This window comes from Paractinoplanes durhamensis, assembly GCF_016862175.1.
In the GTDB taxonomy this organism is placed as follows: Bacteria; Actinomycetota; Actinomycetes; order Mycobacteriales; family Micromonosporaceae; genus Actinoplanes; species Actinoplanes durhamensis.
On sequence record NZ_BOML01000009.1, the window covers coordinates 17,024 to 43,052 of the forward strand.

26 protein-coding genes are annotated in these 26,029 nt (G+C 70.1%); 8 read left to right on the forward strand and 18 right to left on the reverse strand.

Annotation, left to right across the window (positions count from 1 at the left end; all coding sequences use genetic code 11):
* Window positions 1-28 precede the first annotated feature (28 nt).
* Together Adu01nite_RS04815 and Adu01nite_RS04820 are read right to left on the reverse strand one after the other, a co-directional pair.
* Entirely contained in the window at window positions 29-682 is a 654-nt protein-coding gene (locus Adu01nite_RS04815) for an NYN domain-containing protein (RefSeq protein ID WP_203725223.1), read from the reverse strand.
* A gap of 396 nt (window positions 683-1,078) precedes the next feature.
* Entirely contained in the window at window positions 1,079-2,092 is a 1,014-nt protein-coding gene (locus Adu01nite_RS04820; protein ID WP_203725224.1) for a potassium channel family protein, read from the reverse strand.
* A 164-nt stretch (window positions 2,093-2,256) separates the two neighbouring features.
* Here Adu01nite_RS04820 and Adu01nite_RS04825 point away from each other — a divergent pair, with 164 nt between their 5' ends.
* On the forward strand, window positions 2,257-2,754 hold the full coding sequence (locus tag Adu01nite_RS04825) for a phospholipase (RefSeq protein ID WP_203725225.1): 498 nt from the start codon (window positions 2,257-2,259) through the stop codon (window positions 2,752-2,754).
* Here Adu01nite_RS04825 and Adu01nite_RS04830 read toward each other — a convergent pair.
* Both Adu01nite_RS04830 and Adu01nite_RS04835 read right to left on the reverse strand, forming a co-directional pair.
* A complete protein-coding gene (locus Adu01nite_RS04830; RefSeq protein WP_203725226.1) occupies window positions 2,726-5,380 on the reverse strand; it encodes an adenylate/guanylate cyclase domain-containing protein in 2,655 nt (884 codons plus the stop codon). The genes Adu01nite_RS04825 and Adu01nite_RS04830 overlap by 29 nt on opposite strands.
* A gap of 441 nt (window positions 5,381-5,821) precedes the next feature.
* Entirely contained in the window at window positions 5,822-6,037 is a 216-nt protein-coding gene (locus tag Adu01nite_RS04835) for an FmdB family zinc ribbon protein (RefSeq protein ID WP_203725227.1), read from the reverse strand.
* Window positions 6,038-6,182: 145 nt separating this feature from the next.
* Here Adu01nite_RS04835 and Adu01nite_RS04840 point away from each other — a divergent pair, with 145 nt between their 5' ends.
* Entirely contained in the window at window positions 6,183-7,412 is a 1,230-nt protein-coding gene (locus tag Adu01nite_RS04840; RefSeq protein ID WP_203725228.1) for a lytic transglycosylase domain-containing protein, read from the forward strand.
* A gap of 77 nt (window positions 7,413-7,489) precedes the next feature.
* Window positions 7,490-8,506 carry a GNAT family N-acetyltransferase gene (locus Adu01nite_RS04845; RefSeq protein ID WP_203725229.1) on the forward strand — a complete coding sequence of 339 codons (1,017 nt, stop codon included), beginning with the start codon at window positions 7,490-7,492 and terminating at the stop codon, window positions 8,504-8,506.
* On the opposite strand, the gene hemB is transcribed toward Adu01nite_RS04845, so the two are convergent.
* From hemB to Adu01nite_RS04885, 8 genes are all read right to left on the reverse strand, one after another.
* Window positions 8,503-9,483: a porphobilinogen synthase gene (hemB, locus tag Adu01nite_RS04850; RefSeq protein ID WP_203725230.1), complete on the reverse strand. Its 981-nt coding sequence runs from the start codon at window positions 9,481-9,483 to the stop codon at window positions 8,503-8,505. The genes Adu01nite_RS04845 and hemB overlap by 4 nt on opposite strands.
* Before the next feature lie 21 nt (window positions 9,484-9,504).
* Window positions 9,505-11,091 (reverse strand): bifunctional uroporphyrinogen-III C-methyltransferase/uroporphyrinogen-III synthase, encoded by a 1,587-nt coding sequence (locus Adu01nite_RS04855; RefSeq protein ID WP_203725231.1) that lies wholly within the window; start codon window positions 11,089-11,091, stop codon window positions 9,505-9,507.
* Window positions 11,088-12,017 carry a hydroxymethylbilane synthase gene (gene hemC, locus Adu01nite_RS04860; RefSeq protein ID WP_203725232.1) on the reverse strand — a complete coding sequence of 310 codons (930 nt, stop codon included), beginning with the start codon at window positions 12,015-12,017 and terminating at the stop codon, window positions 11,088-11,090. Before hemC ends, Adu01nite_RS04855 begins: the two co-directional genes overlap by 4 nt.
* Window positions 12,014-13,303 carry a glutamyl-tRNA reductase gene (locus Adu01nite_RS04865; protein ID WP_203725234.1) on the reverse strand — a complete coding sequence of 430 codons (1,290 nt, stop codon included), beginning with the start codon at window positions 13,301-13,303 and terminating at the stop codon, window positions 12,014-12,016. Before Adu01nite_RS04865 ends, hemC begins: the two co-directional genes overlap by 4 nt.
* Entirely contained in the window at window positions 13,300-14,052 is a 753-nt protein-coding gene (locus Adu01nite_RS04870; protein ID WP_203725236.1) for a redox-sensing transcriptional repressor Rex, read from the reverse strand. The genes Adu01nite_RS04865 and Adu01nite_RS04870 overlap by 4 nt, the downstream gene beginning before the upstream one ends.
* Before the next feature lie 224 nt (window positions 14,053-14,276).
* Window positions 14,277-14,918 (reverse strand): HAD family hydrolase, encoded by a 642-nt coding sequence (locus Adu01nite_RS04875; RefSeq protein WP_203725237.1) that lies wholly within the window; start codon window positions 14,916-14,918, stop codon window positions 14,277-14,279.
* 10 nt (window positions 14,919-14,928) lie between these two features.
* Entirely contained in the window at window positions 14,929-15,177 is a 249-nt protein-coding gene (locus Adu01nite_RS04880; protein ID WP_203725239.1) for a glutaredoxin family protein, read from the reverse strand.
* Complete coding sequence (locus Adu01nite_RS04885; RefSeq protein WP_239132133.1) at window positions 15,174-16,676, reverse strand: AMP-binding protein; 1,503 nt, start codon at window positions 16,674-16,676, stop codon at window positions 15,174-15,176. The genes Adu01nite_RS04880 and Adu01nite_RS04885 overlap by 4 nt, the downstream gene beginning before the upstream one ends.
* A gap of 378 nt (window positions 16,677-17,054) precedes the next feature.
* Between Adu01nite_RS04885 and Adu01nite_RS04890 the strand changes: the two genes are divergently transcribed.
* On the forward strand, window positions 17,055-18,023 hold the full coding sequence (locus Adu01nite_RS04890; RefSeq protein ID WP_203725242.1) for an ECF subfamily RNA polymerase sigma factor, BldN family: 969 nt from the start codon (window positions 17,055-17,057) through the stop codon (window positions 18,021-18,023).
* Window positions 18,024-18,204: 181 nt separating this feature from the next.
* Complete coding sequence (locus tag Adu01nite_RS04895; protein WP_239132134.1) at window positions 18,205-19,371, forward strand: DUF5667 domain-containing protein; 1,167 nt, start codon at window positions 18,205-18,207, stop codon at window positions 19,369-19,371.
* A gap of 104 nt (window positions 19,372-19,475) precedes the next feature.
* Here the strand turns inward: Adu01nite_RS04895 and Adu01nite_RS04900 are convergent, their stop codons facing one another.
* The 5 genes from Adu01nite_RS04900 to Adu01nite_RS04920 all read right to left on the reverse strand — a co-directional run bounded on the left by Adu01nite_RS04900 (window position 19,476) and on the right by Adu01nite_RS04920 (window position 23,190).
* Complete coding sequence (locus Adu01nite_RS04900; RefSeq protein ID WP_203725246.1) at window positions 19,476-20,477, reverse strand: lysophospholipid acyltransferase family protein; 1,002 nt, start codon at window positions 20,475-20,477, stop codon at window positions 19,476-19,478.
* A gap of 6 nt (window positions 20,478-20,483) precedes the next feature.
* Complete coding sequence (locus tag Adu01nite_RS04905) at window positions 20,484-21,551, reverse strand: NAD-dependent epimerase/dehydratase family protein (RefSeq protein WP_203725248.1); 1,068 nt, start codon at window positions 21,549-21,551, stop codon at window positions 20,484-20,486.
* A 78-nt stretch (window positions 21,552-21,629) separates the two neighbouring features.
* Window positions 21,630-21,731, reverse strand: a complete 102-nt coding sequence (locus tag Adu01nite_RS04910; RefSeq protein WP_007465623.1) for a 30S ribosomal protein bS22 — start codon at window positions 21,729-21,731, stop codon at window positions 21,630-21,632.
* 175 nt (window positions 21,732-21,906) lie between these two features.
* Window positions 21,907-22,119 carry a helix-turn-helix domain-containing protein gene (locus Adu01nite_RS04915; protein WP_020512985.1) on the reverse strand — a complete coding sequence of 71 codons (213 nt, stop codon included), beginning with the start codon at window positions 22,117-22,119 and terminating at the stop codon, window positions 21,907-21,909.
* 153 nt (window positions 22,120-22,272) lie between these two features.
* Window positions 22,273-23,190, reverse strand: coding sequence for a proline dehydrogenase family protein (locus tag Adu01nite_RS04920; protein WP_203725249.1), 918 nt, complete (start codon window positions 23,188-23,190; stop codon window positions 22,273-22,275).
* Between the two features lie 78 nt (window positions 23,191-23,268).
* On the opposite strand from Adu01nite_RS04920, the gene Adu01nite_RS04925 reads away from it, so the two are divergent.
* Entirely contained in the window at window positions 23,269-23,805 is a 537-nt protein-coding gene (locus Adu01nite_RS04925) for a CGNR zinc finger domain-containing protein (protein ID WP_203725251.1), read from the forward strand.
* A 5-nt stretch (window positions 23,806-23,810) separates the two neighbouring features.
* On the opposite strand, the gene Adu01nite_RS04930 is transcribed toward Adu01nite_RS04925, so the two are convergent.
* Window positions 23,811-24,632, reverse strand: coding sequence for a sugar phosphate isomerase/epimerase family protein (locus Adu01nite_RS04930; protein ID WP_203725253.1), 822 nt, complete (start codon window positions 24,630-24,632; stop codon window positions 23,811-23,813).
* A gap of 111 nt (window positions 24,633-24,743) precedes the next feature.
* Between Adu01nite_RS04930 and Adu01nite_RS04935 the strand changes: the two genes are divergently transcribed.
* Both Adu01nite_RS04935 and Adu01nite_RS04940 read left to right on the forward strand, forming a co-directional pair.
* A complete protein-coding gene (locus tag Adu01nite_RS04935) occupies window positions 24,744-25,568 on the forward strand; it encodes a DUF3109 family protein (protein WP_203725254.1) in 825 nt (274 codons plus the stop codon).
* A 29-nt stretch (window positions 25,569-25,597) separates the two neighbouring features.
* On the forward strand, window positions 25,598-26,029 hold the full coding sequence (locus Adu01nite_RS04940) for a hypothetical protein (RefSeq protein ID WP_203725256.1): 432 nt from the start codon (window positions 25,598-25,600) through the stop codon (window positions 26,027-26,029).

Genomic DNA, 26,029 nt, shown 5'->3' on the forward strand with positions numbered 1-26,029 from the left:
TCTCAGCATGGCGGTGGGCCCGACGGGCTCACCGCCATTTCTCTGGGCGCCGTATCGCTCGCCCGTCGACCGGATCGTGCACGACCTCCGGAAGCTGGGCGTTGTTCAGGACCGATTCCCGAATGACGAAGTAGCCCAGGTTTCCGACGGAGAGCAGCCGCTGCGACGGCCGGCCGTGGCCCGCCGGCAGGGCGACGTAGAGCCGCTGATCGGGAACGACGAGGCGGACCGCGGTCAGCGCCGGACGCAGATCCGTGTCCCCGGTGACCAGGAGGCTCGTGTCGGCGACACCGAGCGCGGCGTCGGCCACCATCATCGCGCCGATGGCGACGTCGGTCTCCTTCTCCTCGTGGCTCTGGAACTCCAGGCCGCACGCGCTGAGGTAGGGCTCGCCACACGTGAAGCAAGAGCGGATGGTGCGGATCTTGAAGCGACCGAGATGCACGTCCAGGCCGAAACCGTTGTAGGCCTTGAGCGCGGCGACATACTCGGCTTGATTGCGGGCCGCCGCTCCATCGCCATGGATCATGGTGGTGAAGTAGCGAACGGCCACTACCTGATCATCGGGGCGGAGGCGCCGCACGAGATCAACCACATCCAGCCACAAATACTTGCGGCGATACTTCGCCTTCATCGCGTAGTAGAGATTGAATCCGTCGATGTAGGCAGCGACCGTTGACATGTTGCACTCCTGACGAGAGGGGATGTACAGTGAGGCATCGAGCCTTAAGGCGAGACGGCCCCTACGGGGGCCGTTTTTTTATGCCCGGATAGGGATGATGCCCCCTTGTCTCGTGCTACTTGCTGGGCGTACAGTGCTTCAGCGGCCGCGGGAATGGTCCACATCGGAACGCTTCAACACGAGCAGGTTAGCCAAAGACGATATGTAGAGACAAGACTACGTTCCTACTAATAGTGCACAAGATCCAGCGCTGAGCTGGCATAAGGGGTTTGCCACGCACGCAGAAAGAAGGGCCAGGGCCAGCTCTGCTGGGCCCCGGCCCGCCCTCGGCGGGAGCGACGGTCCGCACCCACCACCGAGCTACGACATGAAGATCTTGGGGTTTCCGGAGAAGCGTCAGACCGAGACGCCGACGCTGCTGTCCTCAGCCCGGATATACACGAGCATGTCGCCGGTCTCGATTAGCGGGGTCTGCTCGCCGCCCAGCGGAAGCACCTTTCCGCGGCGAATAAGAGCAACGACCAGCGTTACCAATTCGCGGGGATTCCGGCCGACCTCGCTGCGTTCCGCGCTGCGCATTGCCAATGCCATTCCCTGGCCGGGCGTCAGCAGATCCTCGACGACGTCGATCAATGGTGGCGCCGTCGTGGTGAGACCGAGCAGGCGGCCGGCCGTGGCCGACGAGACGATCACGTGGTGGGCGCCGCTCTGCTTGAGGAGGGCGGCATTTTCCTGCTCGCGGACGGCGGCGATGATGCGCACCTGGCCGGCCGTGAGCTGGCGGACGGTGAGGCTGATCAGGACCGAGGCCTCGTCGCTGTCGGTGGCGATGATGACGGCCTTGCAGTTCTTGACGTCGGCCTCATTGAGAATCGCCGAGCGGGTGGCATTTCCCTCGATCGCGGCCAGGCCGTTCGATGCGGCCTGCCGGACCCCGGCCTCGCGGCTCTCCACGACGACGATCCGGGATTTCTCCCAGCCATTTTCGAGCAATGCGGCGACCGCGGCCCGGCCCTTGGTGCCGTAGCCGCAGACGATGACGTGGTCCTTCAACTTTCGCCTCCACCGGCCGACCCGCAGACTGTTGCGGTACTGGTCGGTGAGCACCTCGAGGGTCGTGCCGACCAGGATGATCAGGAAGAGCACCCGCGCCGGGGTGATCGCCAGAACGTTCACCAGCCGAGCCTCGGGGGTGAACGGTGTGATGTCGCCGTAGCCGGTCGTGGAGAGTGACACAACCGCGTAGTAGAAGCAGTCGAGAAGGGTGAGCCCGTCACCGTTGACGTCTCGGTAACCGCCCCGGTCGAGGTAGATGATCGTGACGGTGACCAGCACCAGCAGGACGGCCAGCAGCATCCGGACCGCGAGTGCACGCAGCGGACCCTGTCGCACCCTGGGCAGATGGATCATTTCTCGTCCCGCACACGCACACCATAGCGGCCACGCGCAGGACCGCCCTCCAGGACATCACATAAACGATCGTTTAGGAATACCCGCTGGTAGGTTGCCGCACACGCCGGTAAAGCCGATCGACACCCTTGTATGCGGACGGTGACCGTTCGAACACTGCCTGCATGGTCAGACGCATCGTCCTCGTCCTGGTTCTCGCGGTCGGCGTCCTTCTGGTTCCGGCCGGAGCGTTCGCCGCCACGTCGGCCGACAAGCTCACCGTGCTTTCCGACTGGACCCAGCCCACCGCGAGCAGCACCAGCGCGTGGAACGCCGCCCGGCTCAACCGCGCGCCCTGGCAGTCCTACAACTTCGACTGGTCCACCGACTACTGCTCGGCCAGCCCGGAGAAGCCGCTCGGCTTCGACTTCAGCCTCTCCTGCTGGCACCACGACTTCGGCTACCGCAACTACAAGGACGTCGGCGCCTTCCCGGCCAACAAGGCCCGGCTCGACGACATGTTCTACGCCGACCTGCGGCGGGTCTGCCTCAACTACAGCACCTTCGTGCGCCCCGCCTGCTACAGCCTCGCCTGGACCTACTACCAGGCCGTGCACGTCTTCGGGTCGCTCACCGCCGTCAAGAAGGCCGACATCAAGAGGGCCGAAGCACTGATCCGATGAACCGGGCCGCGCCGTCCTCGAGGTCCGGATGCTCGACGGCCAGCGCCATCGCCACGATCCGATCAAAACCGAGACCGACCCCATCGGCGTACGCGGCGTCGAACGCCGCGTCGCCGAGGGCGGTACGCAGCCACAGCTGCTGCGCCGACCAGAAGCTCCCGAACATCGTCGTACGCCGTGCGCCGCGCGCCGCCTCGGCCCCGCCGAACAGCACGGCCGCCGTCTCCGCATCCTCGCCCAGCGCACAGCGCACCGCGATCGCCGCGACCGCGTCCGCGGCCGCCCCCCGGAACCCGTGCCGCAGCCGCGACCGCAACGCCACCACCAGGTGGTCGTGCGCGGCCACCAGGTCGCGGCGGCGCAACGCCACGATCCCGAGCAGCCAGTCGACGGTCCGCCGGCCACGGTCCTCGGGCCGGCCGGCCTCCCACTGACGGGCCCCGCCGAGCAGGTCGGCCGCCTCGTCCAGCGCTTCCCGCTTGCACAGCAGCTCGGCCAGGGTCACCACGGCCGGCAGCGCCGCCTCGGCCACCCCGGCCTGGTCGGCCTGCGCGATCACGTCGCGGCAGAACTGCTCGGCGCCGCCGTAGTCGCGGTTCTCCAGAAGCGTGAGCCGGTGCCCGACCCGGGCCCGCACCAGCAGATCCCGGTCGTCGTTCGCCCGGGCGAGGAGTTCGGCCCGGTCCAGGAAGCGCACCCGCTCGTCCCGGTCGTCGGCCAGGCCCGCGTGCACCAGGTAGGCGGCGGCCAGGTCGGCCGGGGCCACCTCCGCCTCGTCGAGCCGGCGGTACAGCCGGAACAGCAGGTCACGACCCTCGCGGGCGGCGCCGTGCTCACGCCACCACGGATCGAGCGCGATGGCCAGGCGCAGCCCGGTCGGCACGTCCCCCTCGGCCGCCGCCCAGCGCAGGGCGGCCTGCCACTCCACCACGTACGGCGCCAGCTCGGTGAGCGAAACCGTCCGGGGCTGGCCGTCGGTGTCGATGGCTACCGTGTCGAGCGTGTGCAACGACCAGGCCACATGCCGGTCCCGGGCCGCGTGCTCGTCGCCGGCCCCGGAGAGCTGCCGGGTCGCGTACGCCCGGACCTGCTCCGACATCCGATAGTTGGCCCCGGGAACGACGTCGACCAGCGACTTCTCGGTCAGCTCGGCCAGCGAACCGAGCGCGTCGTTGCCGCACCACTCGACGGTCGCCAGGTCGACCGCGCCGGCGAACACGGATAGCCGGCGCAGCAGGCTCGCGGCCCGCACGCTGAGCGTCCGGTAGGACCAGTCCAGACTCGCCGTGATGCTGTCGTGCCGCTCGCCGGTCTCCCCGGACACCGGGTCCAGCGCGGCGATCGGATCGTCCAGCCGGGCCGCGAGCTGCCCGGCCGTGAACAACCGCATCCGGCTCGCCGCCAACTCGGCCGCCAGCGGCGAACCCTCCAGTTTCGACGCCACCCGGGACAGGTCGGCATCCTCGTCGGCGGGCACCCCCCGGCCGCCACGCGCCGCCGTGGCCCGCTCGCTGAGCAGCGCGAACACGTCCCCCGGCGACATCGGCGGGATCCGCCACACCACCTCGCCGTGCACGCCCATCGGCTCCCGGCCGGTCACCAGCACATCCATCTGCGGACAGGCGGCCAGCAGCATCCGCACCAGCCCCGCGCAGGCGGCCGGGGCCGCGTCGCACGTCTGCAGAAGAAGCAGCATCCGCCGGTCCGCGCAGTGCTCGAGCAGCGTCTCCAGCACCGGGCGGCCCGGCTCGGCGCGCAGTCCGAGAGCCGCGGCCAGGGTGCGGGCCAGGCCGGTTGCCGCGCTGACCGCATCAACCGTCCAAACCCCTTGCGGGTACGCGTTGAGCACCTGCTCCCCCACCGCGACCGACAGGCGTGTCTTGCCGGCCCCGCCGGGACCGGCGATCGTCACGATCCGGTGCCGGGTCAGCAGGTCGGCCAGCTCGGCGGTCTCGGCGCGGCGGCCCACGAACGAGGTCAGCGCGGCCGGGAGATTGTGCCGGGCTCCGCTCTGGGTGCGCGGGCGGGGGAACTCGGTGTCCAGCCCGGTCGCGATCACCTGGTAGAGCTGCTCGTCGTCGTCGAAGCCGCGCAGCCGGTGCGGCCCGAGGTCGAGCAGGTCGACCTCGGTGAGGTGCTTCGTCTTCGTCTTGGTGGCGATCGCGCCGGCCGCGGCGGGCTCACCCTCCCCGCGGATGGACCGGACGGTGGCGCCGGAGCAGAGGATCTGACCACCGTGCGCAGCCGCCGCCACCCGGGCGGCCCGGTGCACCTCGATACTCGCGTACTCGTCGCCGATCGGTGTCGCCCACCCGGTGTGCATGCCCATCCGGACCTTCGGCATCGCGTCGCGAGCCGGCCACTCGTGTGCGGACAGTCGCCGCTGGGCCTCCACACAGGCCGCCAGAGCGTCGCCCGCATCGCGGAACGCCACGAAGAAAGAATCACCCTCGGTGAAGAGCTCAACACCGTCGAAGTCACGCAGCGCAGCACGCAGCACCGAACGATGCGCGCCGAGAACAGGGCCGTAGTCGTCACCGAGCATCCGGGCCAACCGCGTCGAGCCCTCGATGTCGGTGAACATAAAGGTCACCAGCCCGCTCGGCAGCTCGGTCCGTCCCGACACGGTGAACCCTCCGCCTCCTCTGGGAAGTCGTGTCTGATGCTGCCGTATCACTCTGTCACCGTGCATCGTAGAAACGGACGGTAACGATCTACACGCCATACCGACCCCGGACGGAGGACCCTCCGACCGGAAGTCATCGACGTTCGCTATGCACTACGCGTGACGTAACGAAATGGATCGAGCCAAGTCACGCCGCAGTTGGTCACATCTGGCGGCACGTTCGGGTGTACGCACCGGAGTCGCCACCGCAGCGTCTCTCCACGTCGCACGGTCATTCCGCAGAGTAACCAAGACCGCGATCTCATTCACCGCGCGCGACCGTAGCTCACCCAAATGATCACGCGGCGTGGTCGAAGTGACTCACGAGTAAGGAATGGCCCGGCGCACCACTCAGCGGCCGATGCCGGCATTTTTTCGCCGTCGGCTGGGGTGCAGGCTGGCTCAGCAGCCGCAGGCGCCGCCACAGCAACCGCCGCCGCCGGCCGAGGGGGCCGGGGACGAACTGCCGCCACGGCCGGTCACGGCGACGGTGGAGAGGAGCTTCACCGTGTCGCCGTGGCCCTGCGGGCACGCGGTGGGCGCGGAGGCTTCACGCATCGGGCGGCTGACCTCGAAGGTGTCGCCACAGGCGCGGCACCGGAACTCGTAACGCGGCATTGGCAAAGCGTAGGCCCCCGGTATGACGGGAATGCACCCGGCGGGGGCAGGCTGCCGGACTGTTATTCGTCCGCGTCGACGGGGCCTCTTGCGGCGAGCCATCGGCAGGTATGGTCGGGCCGTGGCGAACGGGCAGGAGAAACCGGTGGATAAACCTGAGCTGCGTGCGGCCGCGCCGCACCAGGGCGGACCACTCGGCAGCTCCGGTGCGGCGCCGGCGGAGAAAGCGGACGAAAAGGTGCCGGTCGAGGCCCCCGCGTCCGCGGACAAACCCGCCGACAAGCCGCTCCACAAGCCCGTCGCCAAAGCAGAGAGCAAGCCGGCCGCCCCGGCCGCGGAAAAGCCTGCGACCGAGCCGGGCGGCGGCGCTGCGGCAGCCGAGGCCGACAAATCGGATAAGCCGGATGTGGCCGCCGACAAGGCGAAGACTGATCAGCCGGCTGCGGCTGCTGCGGCTGTGGTGCCGGAATCGAGGCGGCTTCGGCGGGCCAATCCGGTGGTGGTCGCCCGGAAGGCGGGGCGCAGCACGTCGGAGTGGGCCAAGCGGCCCAGCGGGCGGCTCGTACTGCCGGCCGTCATCGCGCTCCTTCTCCTCGGGGTGGCGGGGACAGCTGGGGCTTACCTCGTACCGCAAGCTCTGCAAGCCGCACCCTCGCCCAGCGCGACGCCGAGTTTCCTGGACGGCACGGCGGCGGTGCCGCCGGCGAGTTTCCCGGGGCTGTCGACCGAATCGGCCCCCGGCGGGCCGACGGGCCTTCCCGGCTTCACCACCGGGCCGGCGCAGCCGGTGCAGAACGGTGCCCGGCCCGCCGACGCGCTCGCCGGCTGGGCGCAGCAGATCGGCACCAAGGTCGGCATCCCGGTGGTCGCGGTGCAGGCCTACGGGTACGCCGAGCTGGTGCTCACCCGCACCATGCCCTCCTGTCACCTGAGCTGGACCACGATCGCCGCGATCGCCAGCGTCGAGTCGGCGCACGGCAGCGCCAACGGTGCGGTGCTCGGGGTGGACGGCTCGGTGTCGCCGCCGATCTACGGGCTGCCGCTGGACGGCAAGGGCGGCCGGCAGCTGATCGCCGACACCGACCAGGGCACGCTCGACGGCGACACCACCTTCGACCGGGCGGTCGGGCCGCTGCAGTTCATCCCGGCCACGTGGAACCAATACAAGGTGGACGCCGACAACAACGGGGTGGCCGACCCCAACGACATCGACGATGCGTCACTGACCGCGGCCACCTATCTCTGCCAGGGCGGACGGGACATGTCCAAGGCCGAGTCCTGGTGGGCGGCGATTCTCTCGTACAACGCGGTCCAGCCGTACGCCCAGAAGGTCTACGAAGCGGCCAACGACTACGGCCGACGCAGCCGTGGATAGAAACGCACAGTGACGGCAGCCGCACATTTCCGTGGCCAGCACTTCCCTGTTGGTCCGGTTAACGGCAAGCTGTACGCGTGAGGGTGCGTGAATGGGATCCCCGGTCAGCGTCGGCGGGGGAGATCCGATCGCTCGTGGAGACGGTTAACGCGGTGCTGACCGCAGATCTCCCCGACGATCCACCATGGCAGGACGTCCAGGTTGCTGATTACCTGGCCGAAACCATGCCCGGCGAGCGCCGGATCAGCTGGGTCGCCGAGGACGATCGCCTCCCCGAGGGGGAGAGCGAGATCTTCGGCCACGTCAGCATCCTGCTGCTCGGTGACATCGGTGTGCTCGAGGTGATGGTCAAACCGTCGCTGCGCCGCCGTGGCCTGGGCCGGGAGCTGGTCGCCGTGGCGGCCCGCCGCGCCTACCTGGAGGGCTTCTCGTCGATCGGGGTCGAGGCGATCGGTGGCACCCCGGCCATCGCGTTCTACGAGGCGCTGGGCTTCGAGCGGGAGTATGTCGAGACCCGCAGCGTGCTCAACCTGGGCTCGGTCGACTGGCCGTCGCTGCACGAGATGGCCGACGGCATCGCCACCGGCTACCGGGTGGAATACCACCCGGGCGGCCCACCGGAGTCCCTGCTCGAGGCATATGCGCAGGCCAAGCTCGAGGCGCAGGACGACGACGAGGATCTCGACCTGGCGCCGCGCTCGTCCGACCCGCAGCGCCTGCGCGACTCGCTGGACACCCTGCACAAGCGCGGCCTGAAGCCGTACATCGTGCTGGCCATGCACGAGTCGAGCGGGGTGGTGGCCGGCCTGACCGAGGTGGTGGTGCCGGCCCAGCACCCGGAGCGCGCCGACCAGTACGACACGATCGTCGTCCGCGCCCACCGCGGCTACGGCATCGACCGCGCGATCAAGGCCCGCATGCTGTTCGAGCTCCAGTCGGCCGAACCGGGCCTGCGCGAGGTGCAGACCTGGAATGCCCACAACAACGAGTCAATGCTGAAGGTCAACGCCGAGCTGGGCTACCAGGCCGACCGAGACTGGTACGAATACGGCGCCGACGTGGCCCAACTGGTGCAGAGCCTCGAACCGATCTAGCGGAGTTTCTGGGCTACCTCGGTGGCCCAGTACGTCAAGGTGATCTGGGCGCCTGCTCGCTTGATCGAGGTCAGGGACTCGATGATCACTCGGTCTCGGTCGATCCAGCCGTTCGCGGCGGCGGCCTCGACCATCGCGTACTCGCCGGAGACCTGGTAGGCGGCTACCGGCACCGTTACCCGGTCGCGGATCGCGGCGATCACGTCGAGGTAGGCCAGGGCCGGCTTCACCATCACGATGTCGGCGCCCTCGGCCACGTCCAGGTCGACCTCGCGCAGGGCCTCGCGCAGGTTCGGCGGGTCCTGCTGGTACTGCCGGCGGTCGCCCTCCAGGGTGGACTCGACGGCCTCGCGGAACGGGCCGTAGAACGCGCCCGCGTACTTCGCCGAGTAGGCCAGGACCGAAGTGTCGGAGTAGCCGGCCTTGTCGAGGGCCTTGCGGATCACGCCGATCTGGCCGTCCATCATCCCGGACGGGCCGACCATGTGCGCGCCGGCGGCCGCCTGCGCGACCGCCATCTCGGCGTAGATCTCCAGGGTGGCGTCGTTGTCGACCGAGCCGTCCTTGGCCAGCACCCCGCAGTGCCCGTGCGAGGTGAACTCGTCCAGGCAGAGGTCGCTCATCACGACCGTGTCGTCGCCGACCTCGGCGATCAGGTCCCGGATGCCGACGTTGAGGATGCCCTCGGGGTCGAGACCGGCCGAGCCGGTCTCGTCCTTGTTGCCGCTCTCCGGGACGCCGAACAGCATGAGGCCGCCGACGCCCGCGCTGACCGCCTCGTGCGCGGCCTTGCGCAGCGACTCACGCGAGTGCTGAACGACGCCGGGCAGCGAGCTGATCGGCCGAGGCTCGGTCAGCCCCTCTTTCAGGAAGAGGGGCAGCACGAGCTCGGCCGGCGAGACCCGGGTCTCCTCCACCAGGCGGCGGAGGGCCGGGGTGCGCCGCAGGCGGCGCGGGCGGATGTCCGGGTACGACATTGGGGTCACCTCACCGTGACGTCAGCGGAAACGCAGGGCAGTGGGTCCCTGGACCTTGGAGCCGCGACGCTGCTTGGCCGGCATGGCGGCCAGCTTCTCGCGCAGCTCGATCGCGTACGACGCGAGCGCCTCGACCAGGTCCGGCACCGAAGAGAGCTGGGGCTGGACGTCGACACGCAGGCCGAACTCGGTCGCCGTCTCGGCGGTCTTCGGTCCGATCACCGCGACGACCGTGCGGGCGTGCGGCTTGCCGGCGATGCCGACCAGGTTGCGGACGGTCGAGGACGAGGTGAAGAGCACCGCGTCGAAGCCACCCGACTTGATCGCGTCGCGGATCTCGGCCGGCGGCGGGGCGGCGCGCACCGTGCGGTACGCCGTCACGTCGTCGACCTCCCAGCCGCGCTCGATGAGCCCGGCCGCGAGCGTCTCGGTGGCGATGTCGGCGCGGGGCAGGAGCACCCGGCCGACCGGGTCGAGGATCTCGTCGTGCGGCGAGAACTCGGCGAGCAGGCCCTCGCTGGACTGGTCACCGGCCGGGATCAGCTCGGGCTGGATGCCGAAGGAGCGGACCGCCTCGGCGGTGGCCTCCCCGATACACGCGATCTTGACGCCGCCGAAGTGGCGGGCGTCGAGGCCGTGCTCGTCGAACTTCTCCCAGACGGCGCGGACCGCGTTCACCGAGGTGAAGACGACCCACGCGTACCGGCCGTCGACCAGGCCCTTGACCGCACGCTCCATCTGAGCGGGGGTGCGCGGGGGCTCGACCGCGATGGTCGGGACCTCGCACGGGATCGCCCCGTACGCCCGGAGGCGTGCGCTCATCGCGCCGGCCTGCTCCTTGGTCCGCGGGACCAGGACCTTCCAGCCGTACAGCGGGCGGTTTTCCCACCAGCTCAGGGAGTCGCGCTCGGCCACGTCGGTGCCGACCGAGAGCACGACCCGGCCGGTGAAGCCGAGCGCCGCCGCCACGAAACTGTCGACCGTGGACGTCGTCGTGTACTGCGTCTCGCCGGTGCCGTCGCCGGTCACCGCGACCGGGGTGCCGGGCTCGACACCGGCCGCGAGCAGCCCGTCCCGAACGGCAGCCAGGTCACCGGCGTCGACCGAGACGGCGAACGAACCCTTGCGGGCGGACGCGGCGAGCGCGTCGAAGTCGAGGGCGGTCACGTCGCCGACGTCGGCCGTGGTGCGCACGGCCGGCAGCGGGACGCCCGCGTAGGTGGCGACACCCTCGGCCTGGCCGATGCCGGGCACGACCTCGAAGTGCACGGCGGTGCGAGCGACCGCCTGCACCTCCTTCACCACCGAGTCGTGGCCGAACGGGTCGCCGGCCACGAGGTGCACGGCGGACAGACCGGACTTGGCCGCGGACAGCAGCACCTTGGCGACATCGCCGGGCGCGCCCTCGGCCGGGCTGAACTGGGCGTCGTCCTTGGCCTCCGACTTGATCGCGGCGAGCAGCGAGTCGGGTACGCCGCGGTCGTAGACCACCTGGTCGGCATCGGTGAGCGCAGCGTGCGCTCGGCGGGTCAGCAGCTCCGGGTCGCCGGGTCCGGCGCCGACGAACGCAATGCGTCCTGCTGGCTTGCGGGCGGTGCGGGTGGTCATTGTGTGCTCCCCAATAGGGTGTCGGCGCCGTTCTCGAGGAGGTCGGCGGCGAGAGCCTTGCCGATCTCCGCCGCTTCGGCGGGCGTTCCGGTGCGCGACAAGCGGATGGCTCGGGACCCATCCGGGCTGATCACCGCACCGCGCAGGTAGATCTCGTCGCCGTCCTCGCCTTCCGCGAGCTCGGCATGTGCCGCGACCGGGGCGGAACACCCGGCCTCGAGCGTGGCCAGCAACGCCCGTTCCGCCACGACAGCGGAGCGGGACGGTGCATGGTCGAGCGCGGCCAGCAGCTCGACCAGGTCTGCGTCGTCGAACCGGCACTCCACCGCCAGCGCGCCCTGGGCCGGGGCGGGCAGCATGAGCATCGGGTCCAGCGTCTCGGTGATCTCGTTGGTGCGCCCGAGACGAACCACACCGGCCCGGGCGATAACGACGGCATCCAGATCGGCCTCGGGTCCACGAACCCGGGCGATCCGGCTGTCGACGTTCCCGCGGATCGGCGTGACCTGCAACTCTAGGCCCAAGGCATGCAATTGCGCGATTCGGCGCACCGCGCCGGTGCCGATCACGGACCGCGGCGGGAGCTCGGCGAGCGTCCGGTCCGCACGGCAGATCAGCACGTCACGGGGGTCCTCGCGGACCGGCACGGCCGCGATGTGCAGGCTCGGCGGGGTGGCCGTGGGCAGGTCCTTGTAGGAGTGCACGGCGAAGTCGATCTCACCGGCCAGCAGCGCGTCGCGCAGCGCGGAGACGAAGACACCGACCCCGAGCTGGGCGACCGGGGCGGAGGAGCGGTCGCCGGGGGTGACGATCCGGACCAGCTCGACCGGCCGGCCGGTGGCGGCGGTCAGCGCGTCGGCGGTCTGCTGCGACTGCGCCAGAGCCAGAGCACTGCCACGGGTGCCGAGACGTAGCGGCTTACTCACGCTTTTCCTCCGATCTCAGGCACGGCGTCAGCTTGGGTGGCGTGTGGGACGTCCAGGTCGAACAGCTCGCGCAACATCGCCGCGTACTGATCGCCGCCGGGCTCGGCGGCGAGCTGGCGGACCCGCACGGTCGGCGAGTGCAGCAGCTGCTGGACGACCCGATGCAGCGTACGGGAAACATCCGCCCGTTGCTCCTCGGTGAATTCCGCCCTTCGCGACCACAATTTGCGCAGTTCGCTCGACATCACGTCCTCGGCGCGGGTGCGCAGCGCGGCCACGGTCGGCGCGATCTCGGCGCCGCGCAGCCAGGCGAGGAAATGCTCGACCTCGGCGGTGACGATCTGCTCGACGGCGGCGGTCTCGGCCGCGGCCGGAAGCGCGCGGCGGGAGGCGGCCAGGCTGTCGATGTCGATCACGACGACCCCGTCGACGCCGACCGCGTCGGGCGCCACGTCGCGAGGCACGGCGAGGTCGAGCACGACCAGCGAACCGGCCGCCTCGAGGCGCTCCCGGGTCAGCACCGGCTCCGCCGAAGCGGTCGCGGAGATCACCAGGTCGGCTTCGCGGAGCGCCTGGTCCAGCTCTTCGAACGGGACGGCGACCGCGCCGTACGCCTCGGCCAGCCGGTCGGCGCGCGCCGCACTGCGGTTGGTGATCCGCACCGGGCCGACCCCGGCCCGGGTGAGGGTGGCCACCGACAGAGCGCCCATCGCGCCGGCCCCGATGACCAGCGCCGGCCGGCCTCCGAGCTCGCCCAGGTGCGACGCGGCGACCTCGAGCGCGGCGGTGACCACGCTCTGCCCGGCCTTGTCGATGCCGGTCTCGGCGTGCGCCCGCTTGCCGACCCGCAGCGCCTGCTGCATCAGCTCATGCAGCAGCCGCCCGGCGGTGTCCGCCTCGGTCGCCGAGTGGTACGCGTCCCGCAGCTGCCCGAGGATCTGCGCCTCGCCCACGACCATCGAGTCGAGACCGGCCGACACCCGGAACGAGTGCAGCACCGCCGCCTCGTCGTAGTGCACGTAGAGGTGGCCGGCAAGGTCGGTGGCCGGGATACCGGACACCTCGGAGAGCACGTTGCAGACGTCACCGAGACCGCCGTGGAAGCCGCTGACCGCCGCGTAGATCTCCACCCGGTTGCAGGTGGACAGCACCACGGCCTCGCCGACGTAAGGCTGGCTGACCAGCCTGTGCAGCAGCCGGGGAACGTCGCCCTCCGCGATGGTGAGCCGTTCCAGCGTGCTGACGTCGGCGGTGCGATAGGACGCACCGACGCTGAGCAGGTTCACGACCCGACCGCCTCCTGGTTACCCGCCCCCGTGGCGGAGCGGCCGCCGGGCAATGCGGTGAGCGACGCCTTGCGGTGCTCGTGGAATGAGAGGATCTGCAACTCGATGGCGAGGTCGACCTTGCGCACGTCGACGTTGGCCGGCACCGACAGCACGCACGGCGCGAAGTTGAGGATGCTGGTGACACCGGCCGTGACCAGCTCGTCGGCGACCGCCTGGGCGGCACCGGCCGGGGTGGCGATGACGCCGATGGCGATGGTTTCCTCGACGGCGACCGCGGGTAGCTCGTCGATGTGCCGGACGATCAGACCGTGTATGCGCTCGCCGACCTTGGCCGGGTCGGCGTCGAGCAGCGCGACGATCTTGAAGCCGCGGCTGGCGAACCCGTCGTAGCCGGCCAGCGCGTGGCCGAGGTTACCGACGCCGACCAGGCAGACGGCCCGGCGCTGGTCGAGGCCGAGAACATACTCGATCTGCTCGATCAGCAGGGCTACGTCGTAGCCGACGCCGCGAGTGCCGTACGACCCCAGGTGGGAGAGGTCTTTGCGGAGCTTGGCCGAGTTGACCCCGGCCGCGGCCGCGAGGCCTTCGCTGGAGATCGTGTCCGCGCCGCCCTCACCGAGGTTGTGCAGTGCGCGAAGGTACTCGGGCAGTCGGGCGATCGTCGCCTCCGGAAGATCCGGGAAGGCTGAGACGGCGCCTGCCCGGGCACCGTTGCCGGACGTGCTTCCGTGACGCTGCTGACTCATCTGACTCCGTGCCGACGAGGTGTCGAACCTTGAGGTGCGAGCCCCCTGGACGCTCGGCTCGACAGCCTGTGGTACCGGGGCTCTTCGAAGTCACACAGTAGGCGCTTGTGAACGCGTGCACAAATCGCGATCTTGGCCCCACGAGTGGACAAAGATCCACAAGACGTGCTAGTGGATCCTCGCCTGAAAGTATGCCCGGTCATCGGCCGCCATGGCCACTTGACCTAAAGCGACCGGGCCATCTTTACCGCTTCCTCGAGAGTGTCGGCTACCGGGCGGCCGGACGCGCGCAGCCGATCCGGGTGGGTGAAGCCGCCGGTGTAGAGCACCGCCTCGGCCCCCACCGAGTCGGCTGCGGCCGCGTCGTCGAGCGAATCACCGATCAGCACCACCTGGTCCCCGGACAGCCCGAGTTCATCCAGGTGGGTGGCCAGATGGCCGGCCTTGAGGTGGCCGCCGACCTCGGTGCGCAGCCCGTCCACCCGGGTGAACACGCCGGCCAGGCCGTAGGTCGCCACGGCCGGCACCAGCTCGTTGTGGAACCACATCGACAGCAGTGACTGGGAACCCGGCCAGGACCGGATCGCGCTGGTCGCGTCGGCGGCCAGCGTCATGCTGGTCAGGCCCAGCCGGTAGGCGTCGTGGAAGATCCGGTCGAGCTCACCGAACTCCTCCTCGTCGACCGCCCGCTCGAGAATTTCGGCATAGAACTCGGCGACCGGCCGACGGAACCGGGACCGGTGCTCGTCGACGTCCACGCTGCGGCCACCGACCGCCGCGAACGCATGGTTCGTCGAGGAAACCACCAGGCTGAGGTCGTCGAGGAGGGTGCCGTTCCAGTCCCAGACAAGATGAGTACGCGCCACGGCGAACAACCTATATGCGGGGCTCCCCCGGTTGTCGCGCCAAATCCCGAAGCAGCCGCGCTTCCTCGACCCGCCAGTAGCCGTGCTCGGCCCCGTCGAGCAGCACCACCGGAACCCGGTCGCCGTAGTCGCGCTGCAGCTCGACGTCCGCGTCCACGTCGACCCGCTCCCACTGGTCAGGCAGGATCCGGTCGAGCACCTTCTCGGCGTCGTCGCAGAGATGACAGCCGTCCCGGCTGATGAGAACGACCCGGCTCATGAGGAGAGCTCCCTCTTGCGGACCTTGCCGATCGCCGAGTGCGGAAGCTCACGCACCAGCTCGACGCTCGGCAGCTTGAACCGGGCCAGGTGCCCGGCGCAGTAGACCTGAAGTTCGGCGGGGGTGGGGGCCGGATCGAGGGCGGCGACGACGTACGCGTGCGGGCGCTGCCCGGTCTCGTCGTCGGCCACCGCGACCACCGCCGACTCGGCCACCCCCGGATGCGCATCGAGCACCCGCTCGATCTCGGCCGGGTAGACGTTGAAGCCGTTCACCAGGATCAGCTCGCCGATCCGGTCGACCAGGCGCAGGTCGCCGTCGCCGTCCGCGTAGGCGATGTCGCCGGTGCGCCACCAGCCGTCCGCGTCCGGCCCGCCGACGCCGTCCGGCCAGTAGCCGGAGAACAGGTTGGCGCCGCGGACCACGATCTCGCCGGGGTCGGTGCCGGCCGTGTCCGCGACGGAAAGGTCGAGCTCGGCCAGGTCCTCGTCGGGCGACGCGGTGCCGTCCTCCCACAACACGTCGCCGCCGGCCGAGCGCAGTCGCAGCGAAACACCCGGCAGCGGCCGCCCGATCGAGCCGGTCTTGGCCCGATCGCTGACGGCCGTCGTGGTGAGCACCGGGGCGGTCTCGGTCAGCCCGTACCCGATAAGAATGTTTTTTCCGGTTGCCGCGGTGAAGCGGGCCGCCTCGGCCGGAGCGAGGGGTGCCGCGCCGCAGACCGCCGTGCGCAGGCTGCTGAACGCGGCGCTCGCCGACGGCTGCCGTGACCACGCCGCGTACATGCCGGGGACGCCGACGGTCACGGTCACGGCTCGTTCGGCAATCACCGATAGTGAGGCCGCGGCGTCGAACCGGTCGACCAGCACTCCGGTGGCCGCGTGATGCGCCACCGTGCCGAGCCCGGTGTTCAACCCGTAGGCGTGAAAGAGCGGCATCGCGAGCAGCACCACATCGTCCGGGCCGACCACCGGCGGCTCGATCGCGTCGAGCTGCTCATGGTTCGCGGCGAGCGCGGCGTGCGTGAGCATCGCACCCTTCGGGCGCCCGCTGGTCCCCGAGGTGTAGAGCAGCACGGCGAGATCTCCGGGGGCAACGTCCGGCAGGTCACCGGTTGCGGTTCCGAGTTCCGGGGGTACGCACGGCGGGGTCGACGACCGCAGCTTGGTGCGGGCCGCCTCCTCGGCGACCACCACCGCGGCCCGGCAGTCATTGACCACATGGTCGAGCTCGTCGGCGGTGTAGCCGGGATTGAGCGGGACAGCGACCCGGCCGGCGCGCAACGTGCCGAAATAGGTCACCACGAAGTCGATCGAATTGCCCAGCACGATGGCCACGCGCTCGCCGGGTCGGGCGAGCATGACCAGCCGACGAGCCGCCGCGTCCACCCGGGCGTCGAGCGCCGCCCAGGTCAGCGTGGTGGTCGCGGTGATCAGCGCGGGATGACTGGGCCGGCGGGCGGCAGCAGTGGCGACCGCGTCCCGGGCTGGTTCCTCCACGAGGGACGAGTCTGGCACAGATGTGCCGAGATTCCGACGGCGCACAGGTTGTCCGTCGCGATCACGAGGGTGTCCACCATCGTGTCATGCGTTCCTTGTGTCTTGTCTGCGCCACTTCGTACACTTTTTGCGCAGCGCACACGGTGTGCGACTCCGTGTGTTCGGAGTCCGTGATACTTCGCATCTAAGTAACGGACTCCACAGCCATGGGTGAGGTCGGTCGCCGGTTTCGCGGCCGTCCCCACCCGTTTTGCTATGAGTGATCACCCCTCGCCCCGAGGAGGCCGCTGTGCCACAAAAAGCACGGAATTACTGCACATCTACGTCTGGCGGGACGGATATGCAGTCGTACCAGGCCCGCCGGGTTGAGGAGGCGCAGTGAGTCATGTGTACGCCGGGGACATGTACCACCGCGACGTGTTCGCGGCACGCCTCGCACTCTCCGAGGGTCTGACCTCCCTTCGACGATCGGTTGACGACATGATCGCCAACACCATCCGCGGCGACGGAGCCAAGCGCACCAGCAACCGCCGACACGTCAACGAGTCACCGGGCGTGCGGATCCCACCCACCGGCAATGCAAAGCCGCTGCCCACCGGCGGACGGGTGGCGGTGCCGGGCCGGCCACCGATGCCCGCCCAGCCCACCGCCGGTCAGCGCAGCCAGCTGCCGGAGGCCTCGATTTCGGGCGACCAGACCGTCGTTGTGCCGGCACAGAGCACCACCGGACCGCCCACCGAGAGCGAGCCGCCCAAATACCCGGCCCGCCCCGATCCAGGCGACGCCGCCGCCGAGGTGTGGGGACTCGTCGAACGCGCCCAGGCCGGCGAATCGGAGGCGTTCGGCCTCATCTACGACCGGTACGTCGACACCGTGTTCCGGTTCGTCTACTTCCGGGTCGGCAACCGCCAGCTCGCCGAGGACCTGACCTCGGACACCTTCCTGCGCGCGCTCAAGCGGATCGGCAGTTTCACCTGGCAGGGCCGCGACCTCGGGGCCTGGCTGGTCACGATCGCCCGCAACCTGGTCGCCGACCACTTCAAGTCGGGTCGCTACCGCCTCGAGGTGACCACCGGCGACGTGCTCGACGCCGACCGCGAGGACCGCGGCCCGGAGGGCAGCCCGGAGTCGGCCGTGGTCGACCACATCACCAACGTCGCTCTGCTCACCGCGGTCAAGCAGCTCAACCCGGAGCAGCAGGAGTGCATCGTGCTGCGCTTCCTGCAGGGCTTCTCGGTGGCCGAGACCGCGCAGACCATGGGCAAGAACGAGGGCGCGATCAAGGCTCTCCAGTACCGGGCGGTCCGGGCACTCGCTCGCCTGTTGCCCGAAGGGTTCCAGTGGTGACCTTTTCGTCTGAATTGTCGATCTACATAGCCCGATATCAGCTGTTCGGCCCCGTAACCGGGGACGAGTGTCACGCGTTTGTCCGGGTGCGACCCCGGCAGGCCAGAAAGGCCAACGGTTTCGTCGCGACCGTCGGCGATGTTGCCGACGAGACAGTCACGAGCGAGGGGAGGTGCCCGCGGTGAGATTCGACTTCTTTGACCGGCGGAGCGCCGAGCGCTTCGCGGAGCTTCTCGACGAGAGCACCGGCGGCCGGCGGCATCACAGCCACGGTCCGGCCGATGAGCGACTCGCCGAACTGGTCGCCATCGGTTCCAGAGTTACCGCGGCCAAGCCCGCAATCCAGGTCGAGCCCGAATTCCGCGTCGGTTTGCGAGCCATGCTGGTCGCCACCGCCGAACGAGACGGCATCGGCCGGACCGCCACCGCGGTCGAGACCGAGTCCGGGTTCGCCGCCGCCGAATCGGTGGCGCCGGGCCGGAACGGCCTGAAGGCCGCGGTTCTCGGCGGCCAGGGTGCCCGCCGGATCCGGACGCGCGGTGCGATCGTCCTCGGCGTCGCCGCCGGTGCCCTGGCGGTTTCCGGTATCTCCGCAGCAAGCGAGAACGCGTCGCCCGGCGACGCCCTGTACGGGGTCAAGCGCTCCACCGAACGTGCCCAGCTGGCGATGGCCGGTTCCGACGTCACCCGGGGCCAGCTGTCGCTGGACTTCGCCCGGACCAGGCTCGCCGAAGCGGTTTCCATGCCGGGTGACGCGGTCGGGTTCGCCGGGGTGCTGGACGACATGGACGCCGACACCCGCAAGGGCGTCCGGCTTCTGCACAACTCCGCGGTCGCCCACCGCGACGTCAAGCCGCTGGCCATCGTCGACACGTTCGTCCAGCAACAGCGGCAGCTCCTGCTGCCGGCGCTGGACAAGCTGATCCCGACCAACTCCGAGCGGGCGATGAAGTCGCTGTCGCTGCTCGACGCGGTCGGCCGGCGCGGCGACGAGTTGCGCACCGGGCTGAACTGCCCGCAGGTTCTCTCGGCCGGCTCCGACACGCTCGGTCCGAAGCTGAAGGACTGCACCACCACGGCCGACGGCACCGCGTCGAACCGGCCCAACGGACACAGCGGCAAGTCCGGCACCCGGGCCACCGACAAGCAACCCGCGGTCAAGCCGGCGAAGTCCGGCCCGGCCGTGAAGCCCACCGCCTCCACCGGAGTCACCGGCCCGGACACCGCGAAGTCGGCCGACCCCGGCGTTGCCCCGCTCGGCGTGAACCCTTCGGAGGAACCGCTCAACGGCGAGACCGACGACGACCCGGTCGGCGGGCTGCTCGGGGAGCTCTTCGGCTTCAGCTAGAAGCACGACGGCAAGACATGGCGAGGGGCGGTTGCCGGGAGTTACCGGACCGCCCCTCATCTGTCACTATAGGCGGATCCCGCCGCCCCCTCCAGCACCTTTGGTCACAGGCCGAAGGGGTCCGGCCGCTTCTCCAGCGTCTCCAGCAGGGTGGCCTGGATGGTCTCGCGCACCTGGTCGGCGAGGTTGTAGACGACCATCGGGTCGTCGGCGTGCTCGGTCAGATGCGCGGTCGGGATCGGCGGGCAGAACTGGATGAGCCACTTGCTCGGCAACGGCACCAGACCCAGCGGGCCCAGCCACGGGAAGGTCGGGGTGACCGGGAAATAGGGCACGCCGAGCAGCCGGGCCAGCGGCTTGATGTCGGTCAGGATCGGGTAGATCTCCTCGGCGCCGACGATCGCCACCGGGACGATCGGGGTGCCGGTGCGCAGCGCGGCCGAGACGAACCCGCCCCGCCCGAACCGCTGCAGCTTGTAGCGATCGGCGAACCGCTTGCCGATGCCCTTGAAGCCCTCCGGGAAGACACCGACCAACTGGCCGTTGCTCATCAGGCGCTCGGCGTCCGGGTTGCAGGCCACCGTGGCGCCCGACTTGCGGGCCAGCTCACTCACGAACGGCACCCGGAACACCAGGTCGGCGCCGAGCAGCCGCAGGTGCCGCTCGGCCGGGTGCTTGTCGCGGATGGCCACCGACAGCATCAGCGCGTCGAGCGCGAGCGTGCCGGAGTGGTTGCCGACGATCAGCGCACCGCCGTCGCCCGGCACGTGCTCGATGCCGAACACCTCGGTGCGGAACCAGTCGTGGTAGAGCACCCGCAGCAGTGGGTGGAAGACGGCGTCGTTGAGCTCCCGGTCGAACCCGAAGTCGTCCACCTCGTAGGTGCCGGCCAGGCGCCGGCGCAGGAAGGCCAGCCCGGCCGCGACCCGCTGGTCCCAGACGTCGACCGGATGCTCCTGCACCGCGGGCTCGGGCGGCGGCTCGGCCTTCATCGGCGGCACCTCCGGGATCGGCCGCCGGCCGTTGACCCGGACCGGAGCGGCCGGCTTGGGCAGCGTGAAATCGGCGTGGCCGGGCAGCATGTCACGGTACTCGTGCTGGCTCATTTCGCGTCACCCCCGTTCTTCGGCGGTCGCAGCCGCGCGAACCCGGCGGATGCCGTCGAGGATCGCCTGCTCGGCCGCTTCCAGCCGGGCGGTGGTGAGCGACGAACCGTTGGCGTGCGCCGTGATGAAGTCGTCGAAGGCGGCCGCCGTGGTGCGCGGCGTGAAGCCGAACTCCTTGATCAGCCGGGTGGTGTCGACCACCCGGCCGTGCACGAAGAGGTCGACCTGGTCGAGGCCGATCTGCCCGATGCCGAGGTTGCGGGCCAGGCCCAGCACGGCGGAGAAGGTGCGCTCGGGAAGCGGCAGGGCGACCCGGCCGGCCCGGCGCACGGCCTGGGACAGCGCGAGAACCCCGGCGCCGGCCACGTTGAACGTGCCCGGGTGTTCCTCGGTCACCGACCGGTGCAGCACCTCGAGGGCGTCGTCGATGTGCGCGAACTGGAGCCGGGCGTCGCGGCCGAAGACCGTCGGCACGACCGGCTGGGCGAACAGGCGGGTGAGCGTGGTGTCGGCGGTCGAGCCGATGAACGGCGCGAACCGCAGCACGGTCGCGGTCACGTCGGGTCGCCGGCGGCGGAACCCGCGCACGTAACCCTCGATGTCGAGGATGTCGCGGGCGTACGAGCCGCGCGGCACCGCCCGCGGTTCGGTGTCCTCGGTGAAGACCGCCGGGTCGCGGAACGACGCACCGTAGGCGGCCGTCGACGAGCGAACGATGATCTTGCGCAGGCCGGGCGTGCCCTGAGCGGCCGCGAGCAGCTGCATCGTGCCGATGACGTTCTGCTCCTTCATCGCCTGGCGTCCGCCATGCTGCGAATCGGGAGCGCTGGTCACCGCCATGTGCACGATCGCCTCGGCACCGAGGTCGGCCATGGCGCCGGAAGCCGCGCGTGCATCGGCCCGGACCAGCTCGACGTCCTCCAGGACGGCCCTCAGGGCCGGTGAAGGCTCATGCGGATCCAGGCCGACGACGCGTTCGATACGCGGATCGGCTGCCAGACGGGCAGCCACCCGGGCGCCGAGAAATCGGCTGACGCCGGTCACCACGACGACGCGGGGCGGTGAGGTCACCACAGGGCGGACCTTCCGGTGCGACTTTCGAAGCGGCGAATGGCAAGTCGAGAGCGGCCGGACGTCATGCCCGGCCGGTCATCACTTGCCCAGACGGCGACGCTGGACGCGGGTCTTGCGCAGCAGCTTGCGGTGCTTCTTCTTCGCCATACGCTTGCGGCGCTTCTTGACCACGGAGCCCATACGAATTTGCCTCTCGAAACCATGTGGGTCGAACCCGGGTGCCCACCGGGCACGACCGCGTCCGCTCTGGACGGCGTCCCGCATCACCTCGCCGCGTGAAACCGCGGCGGGTGCTTGAGCGGGAACCAACCGCACCAGCGTACCCACCCCGCGGGGGCAGGGCCAAAACGGCCCCCTACGCCGTCTGGGAGAACGCGCCCCGCAGGTAGTCGTGCACCGCGTGCTCGGGCACCCGGAAGGACCGGCCGACCCGGACGGCGGTCAGATCTCCACCGTGAACAAGCCGGTAGACGGTCATCTTGGAGACCCGCATGAGGGCGGCCACCTCGGCAACTGTCAGAAACCGCACCTCCGAGAGTCGTTCCTCGGTCTGTGCTGGACCCGTCATCTCCTCGCACCGATCCTTTCGCGACGCAGCGATTTACGTGCGTGTCATCAGAACGGTATCGATACGGCTGTGACCAACGCGATGCGTTCCGTGAAATGCCCATAAAAAGTCAAGGCCGACACGCCGGGTCTGTGCCGATTTAGCCCTAAAGGGTTACTTTTTGGCGAGGGCTCGGCCGAAGAGGGTCACGGTCGACGGGCGTTCCGCGAGGCGATGCATGAGGTACGCGTACCACTGCTCGCCGTACGGCAGGTAGACGCGGACGATGTTGCCGCCGGCCGCCAGCCGGGCCTGCTCCTCGGTCCGCATCCCGTAGAGCATCTGGAACTCGTACTCCTCGGCGGAGCGGTCGAACCAGCGGGCCCGGTCCTCGGCGATCGCGATGAGCCGGGCGTCGTGGGTCGCCACCATCGGGTAGCCCTCCCCCGACATCAGGATGTTCAGGCAGCGGACGAACGACTTGTCGATGTCCAGCGCGTCCTGGAACGCGACCGACTCCGGCTCCGCGTACGCCCCCTTGCAGAGCCGCACCCGCGACCCGGCCGTCGCCAGCTCCCGGCAGTCCCCCTCGGTGCGCCGCAGGTAGGCCTGCAGCACCGCACCGGTCGACGGGTAGTCCTTGCGCAGGTCGGCCAGGATCTCCAGGGTCGAGTCGGTGGTGGTGTGGTCCTCGGCGTCGAGCGTCACCGACGTACCCGCTTCGGCGGCGGCCGCGCACACGGCCTCGGCGTACTCGTACGCCAATTTGTCGTCGATGCGCTGGCCCAGCGCGGAAAGCTTGACGCTCACCTCGGCCGCCGGCGTCAGCCCGGCGATCTTCAACCGGCCGAGCAGGCCGACATATTCGTCGCGCACCGCCCGCGCCTCCTCCGCCGTCGTCGTCTCCGGACCCAGATGGTCAACGGTGACGGCGAGACCGTCGTCGGCCAGCTCACGAGCCGCGCGCAACGCGTCCGCCGCGTCGTCACCGGCCACGAACCGGCGGGCCACGTTCTTGCTGAGAGTTGCCGAGGAGATCAGTCGCCCCAGGCGGGACGAGTCCGCGGCGGCCAGGAAGACGGAACGGAGCATGCGCCGAGGGTAACGCCCGAAACCGCGCCGGTCGCGGCAACCGTGTGCGTCCGCGCGCGGTGCGGCTACCGTTGTCGGGTGAACTTCGATGCGTACGCCCGAACCGCGGTCGATCTCGTCAACGCGGAGCTCAGCGACCTCGCCGGGCTGCGGGCCCTGTTCGCCGACGACCAGAGCTGGATGCGGGAGCACATCACCGAGAAGGACGCCGGTGTGTTCCGCCGTGCCCAGCGGAAACTGCGCGACGTCTTCGAGCTCGGCACGGCCGGCCGCGACGCCGAGGCGGTCAACGAACTCAACTCGCTGCTGGAGACGTTCCCGGTCCAGCCGCGCATCTCCGGCCACGACGCCAGCGACTGGCACATGCACGTCACCAGCCGCGGCGCGTCGGTCAGCGCGGAATACCTCGCCGGTGCGGTCTGGGGCCTGGCGGTCTGGCTCTGCGAGTTCGGCAGCGCCCGGTTCGGCATCTGCGCCGACGAGCGCTGCGGCAACGTCTACCTGGACACGTCGTCCAACAACTGCCGGCGCTTCTGCTCGGAGCGCTGTGCCACCCGCTCGCACGTGGCGGCGCACCGGGCCCGCAAGCGGGCCGCCAACCTCACGCCCGCCTGATCTTCTTACGCCCGGGTAATCGCCGGCGCGGCGCTCGTCGCGGGAGCCAGGTGGCGGCGGGCGAACTCCAGTGACTCGCGCAGGTCCTTCTCCCGGGCCGGGCGGCTCGCCGCCTTCCGGGTGGAGACCTCGAGCGCCACCGAACCGGTGAAACCGCGCGCCACCAGCGTGCGCAGCACCTCGGCGCACGGCTGATTGCCGCGCCCCGGCACCAGGTGCTCGTCCCGGCCCTCGCCGGTGCCGTCGCCCAGGTGCAGGTGCTGCAGGCCGGACCCCATCTTCTGCATCATGTCCAGCGCGTCGATCCGGGACGCCGAGCAGTGCGAGATGTCCAGCGTGTACGCGTCGAAGCCGGTCTCGGTCGGGTCCCAGCCCGGGGTGTAGGGCACGAACCAGCGGCCGGCCATCTTCACCGGGAACATGTTTTCGATGGCGAAGGACAGGTCGGGGTGCCGCTGCTGGACCTTGGCCAGGCCGGCGGCGAAGTTGCGGGCGTAGTCGCGCTGCCAGGTGAACGGCGGGTGCACCACCACGGTCGGGGCGCCGAGCGACTCGGCCAGCTGGGCGGCCCGGTTGAGCCGCTCCCACGGGTCGGAGCTCCACACCCGCTGGGTGACCAGCAGGCAGGGCGCGTGCACCGACAGGACCGGCACGTCGTAGTGGTCGGTCAGACCCTTCAGGGCACCGGCGTCCTGACTGACGGCGTCGGTCCACACCATGACCTCGACGCCGTCGTAACCGACGGTGGCGGCCATCTCGAAGGCGGCGGCGGTCGGCTCCGGGAAGACCGAGGAGCTGGACAGAAGCACGGGGACGCGGGAACTCACCTTTTAAAGGGTAGACCCGTTTGGCACGCGGGCCCGCCACACGTACGGGTAAATGCGCTCATACCGGGCGGCGGCGCGGTATTAGTCACCTGCACGCGTACGCTGTCGCGAGTGACCCGCAGTGACCAGATCCGCCCCGAGGTGGGCCTTGATTTCCCTCGTGAGTGGATCGAGTTCCTCGACCCGGCCGACGGGCAGCACCTCGTCCGCGCCGACCTGACCTGGCTGCTCTCCCGCTGGACGTGCGTCTTCGGCTCCGCCTGCCACGGCATCGTGGCCGGCCGGGCCCACGAGGGCTGCTGCACGCACGGTGCGTTCTTCACCGACGCGGACGACGAGAACCGGGTGAAGGCGGCGGTCCAGAAACTCACCCCGGAGACCTGGCAGCACCATCGGCGCGGCTTCAAGAACTACACCGAGATGGACACCATCGACGGCGCGAAGCCGGCCCGCCGCACCGCCACCCAGACCGAGGACGGCCCGTGCGTCTTCCTCAACGACGCCGACTTCCCGGCCGGCGGCGGTTGCGCCCTGCACGCCCAGGCCCTGCGCGACGGCGTGCACCCGCTCACCTACAAGCCGGACGTCTGCTGGCAGCTGCCGGTCCGCCGCGAACAGGACTGGATCAAGCGCCCCGACGGCACCAAGATCCTGCAGTCCACGCTGACCGAGTTCGACCGCCGCGGCTGGGGCCCCGGCGGCGAAGACCTCGACTGGTGGTGCACGTCCTCACCGGAGGCCCACGTCGGCTCCGAACCGATGTACATCACCTACGGCCCGGAGCTGGCCGCCCTGATCGGCACCCAGGCATACGACAAGCTGACCGAGCTGTGCGCGGCCCGCCTGAAATCCGGCCTGATCGCCATCCACCCCGCCACCGCCGCCGGCCGGCCGACCACCCGGGGCGGCCGCGAGCCCGCCACCCCGACGGGTTGACAACAAGGAGTCCACTGGAAACCGTGCTCATGGCGGAGCTCGCGAAGATGTTCGACGCCGCGGAGACCGCGGAGATCGAGGCACGGCCGGTGGCCATGGGGCCGGCGAACACGGTGGACGCGCTGGAGCTCGCCGCCGGGTGGGCCGGGCGGGTCGAGAAGTTCGACCGGGACCGGGCGCTGCCGTGGAGTGATCGGACCGTCTGGAACGAGCACGATCTGGCCGGTGCTCTCTTCCTGCGGGACTTTCTGCAGCAGGCGCTCGACGGGCTGCCGCAGCCTATTCGCCAGAAGCTGGCGCAGTTCGTCGAGGCCGCGGACTCGACGTTCCGCGGCTACACCATCGACGACCCGGACGGGAAGATGGCCAAGATCGCCGACGTCGACCCGAACGGCCGCCCTTGGTGGTGGCGGCGCGTTCCGGTCGACGGGCCGATCGTGCAGGACCTGACTAACTACTGA

What these genes read in the sequence shown, in the direction of transcription:
- Adu01nite_RS04815 (WP_203725223.1), bottom strand. Translation starts at nt 682, where the DNA reads ATGTCAACGGTCGCTGCCTACATCGACGGATTCAATCTCTACTACGCG.
- Adu01nite_RS04820 (WP_203725224.1), bottom strand. Translation starts at nt 2,092, where the DNA reads ATGATCCATCTGCCCAGGGTGCGACAGGGTCCGCTGCGTGCACTCGCG.
- Adu01nite_RS04825 (WP_203725225.1), top strand. Translation starts at nt 2,257, where the DNA reads ATGGTCAGACGCATCGTCCTCGTCCTGGTTCTCGCGGTCGGCGTCCTT.
- Adu01nite_RS04835 (WP_203725227.1), bottom strand. Translation starts at nt 6,037, where the DNA reads ATGCCGCGTTACGAGTTCCGGTGCCGCGCCTGTGGCGACACCTTCGAG.
- hemB (WP_203725230.1), bottom strand. Translation starts at nt 9,483, where the DNA reads ATGTCGTACCCGGACATCCGCCCGCGCCGCCTGCGGCGCACCCCGGCC.
- Adu01nite_RS04855 (WP_203725231.1), bottom strand. Translation starts at nt 11,091, where the DNA reads ATGACCACCCGCACCGCCCGCAAGCCAGCAGGACGCATTGCGTTCGTC.
- Adu01nite_RS04870 (WP_203725236.1), bottom strand. Translation starts at nt 14,052, where the DNA reads ATGAGTCAGCAGCGTCACGGAAGCACGTCCGGCAACGGTGCCCGGGCA.
- Adu01nite_RS04880 (WP_203725239.1), bottom strand. Translation starts at nt 15,177, where the DNA reads ATGAGCCGGGTCGTTCTCATCAGCCGGGACGGCTGTCATCTCTGCGAC.
- Adu01nite_RS04900 (WP_203725246.1), bottom strand. Translation starts at nt 20,477, where the DNA reads ATGAGCCAGCACGAGTACCGTGACATGCTGCCCGGCCACGCCGATTTC.
- Adu01nite_RS04910 (WP_007465623.1), bottom strand. Translation starts at nt 21,731, where the DNA reads ATGGGCTCCGTGGTCAAGAAGCGCCGCAAGCGTATGGCGAAGAAGAAG.
- Adu01nite_RS04915 (WP_020512985.1), bottom strand. Translation starts at nt 22,119, where the DNA reads ATGACGGGTCCAGCACAGACCGAGGAACGACTCTCGGAGGTGCGGTTT.
- Adu01nite_RS04920 (WP_203725249.1), bottom strand. Translation starts at nt 23,190, where the DNA reads ATGCTCCGTTCCGTCTTCCTGGCCGCCGCGGACTCGTCCCGCCTGGGG.
- Adu01nite_RS04940 (WP_203725256.1), top strand. Translation starts at nt 25,598, where the DNA reads ATGGCGGAGCTCGCGAAGATGTTCGACGCCGCGGAGACCGCGGAGATC.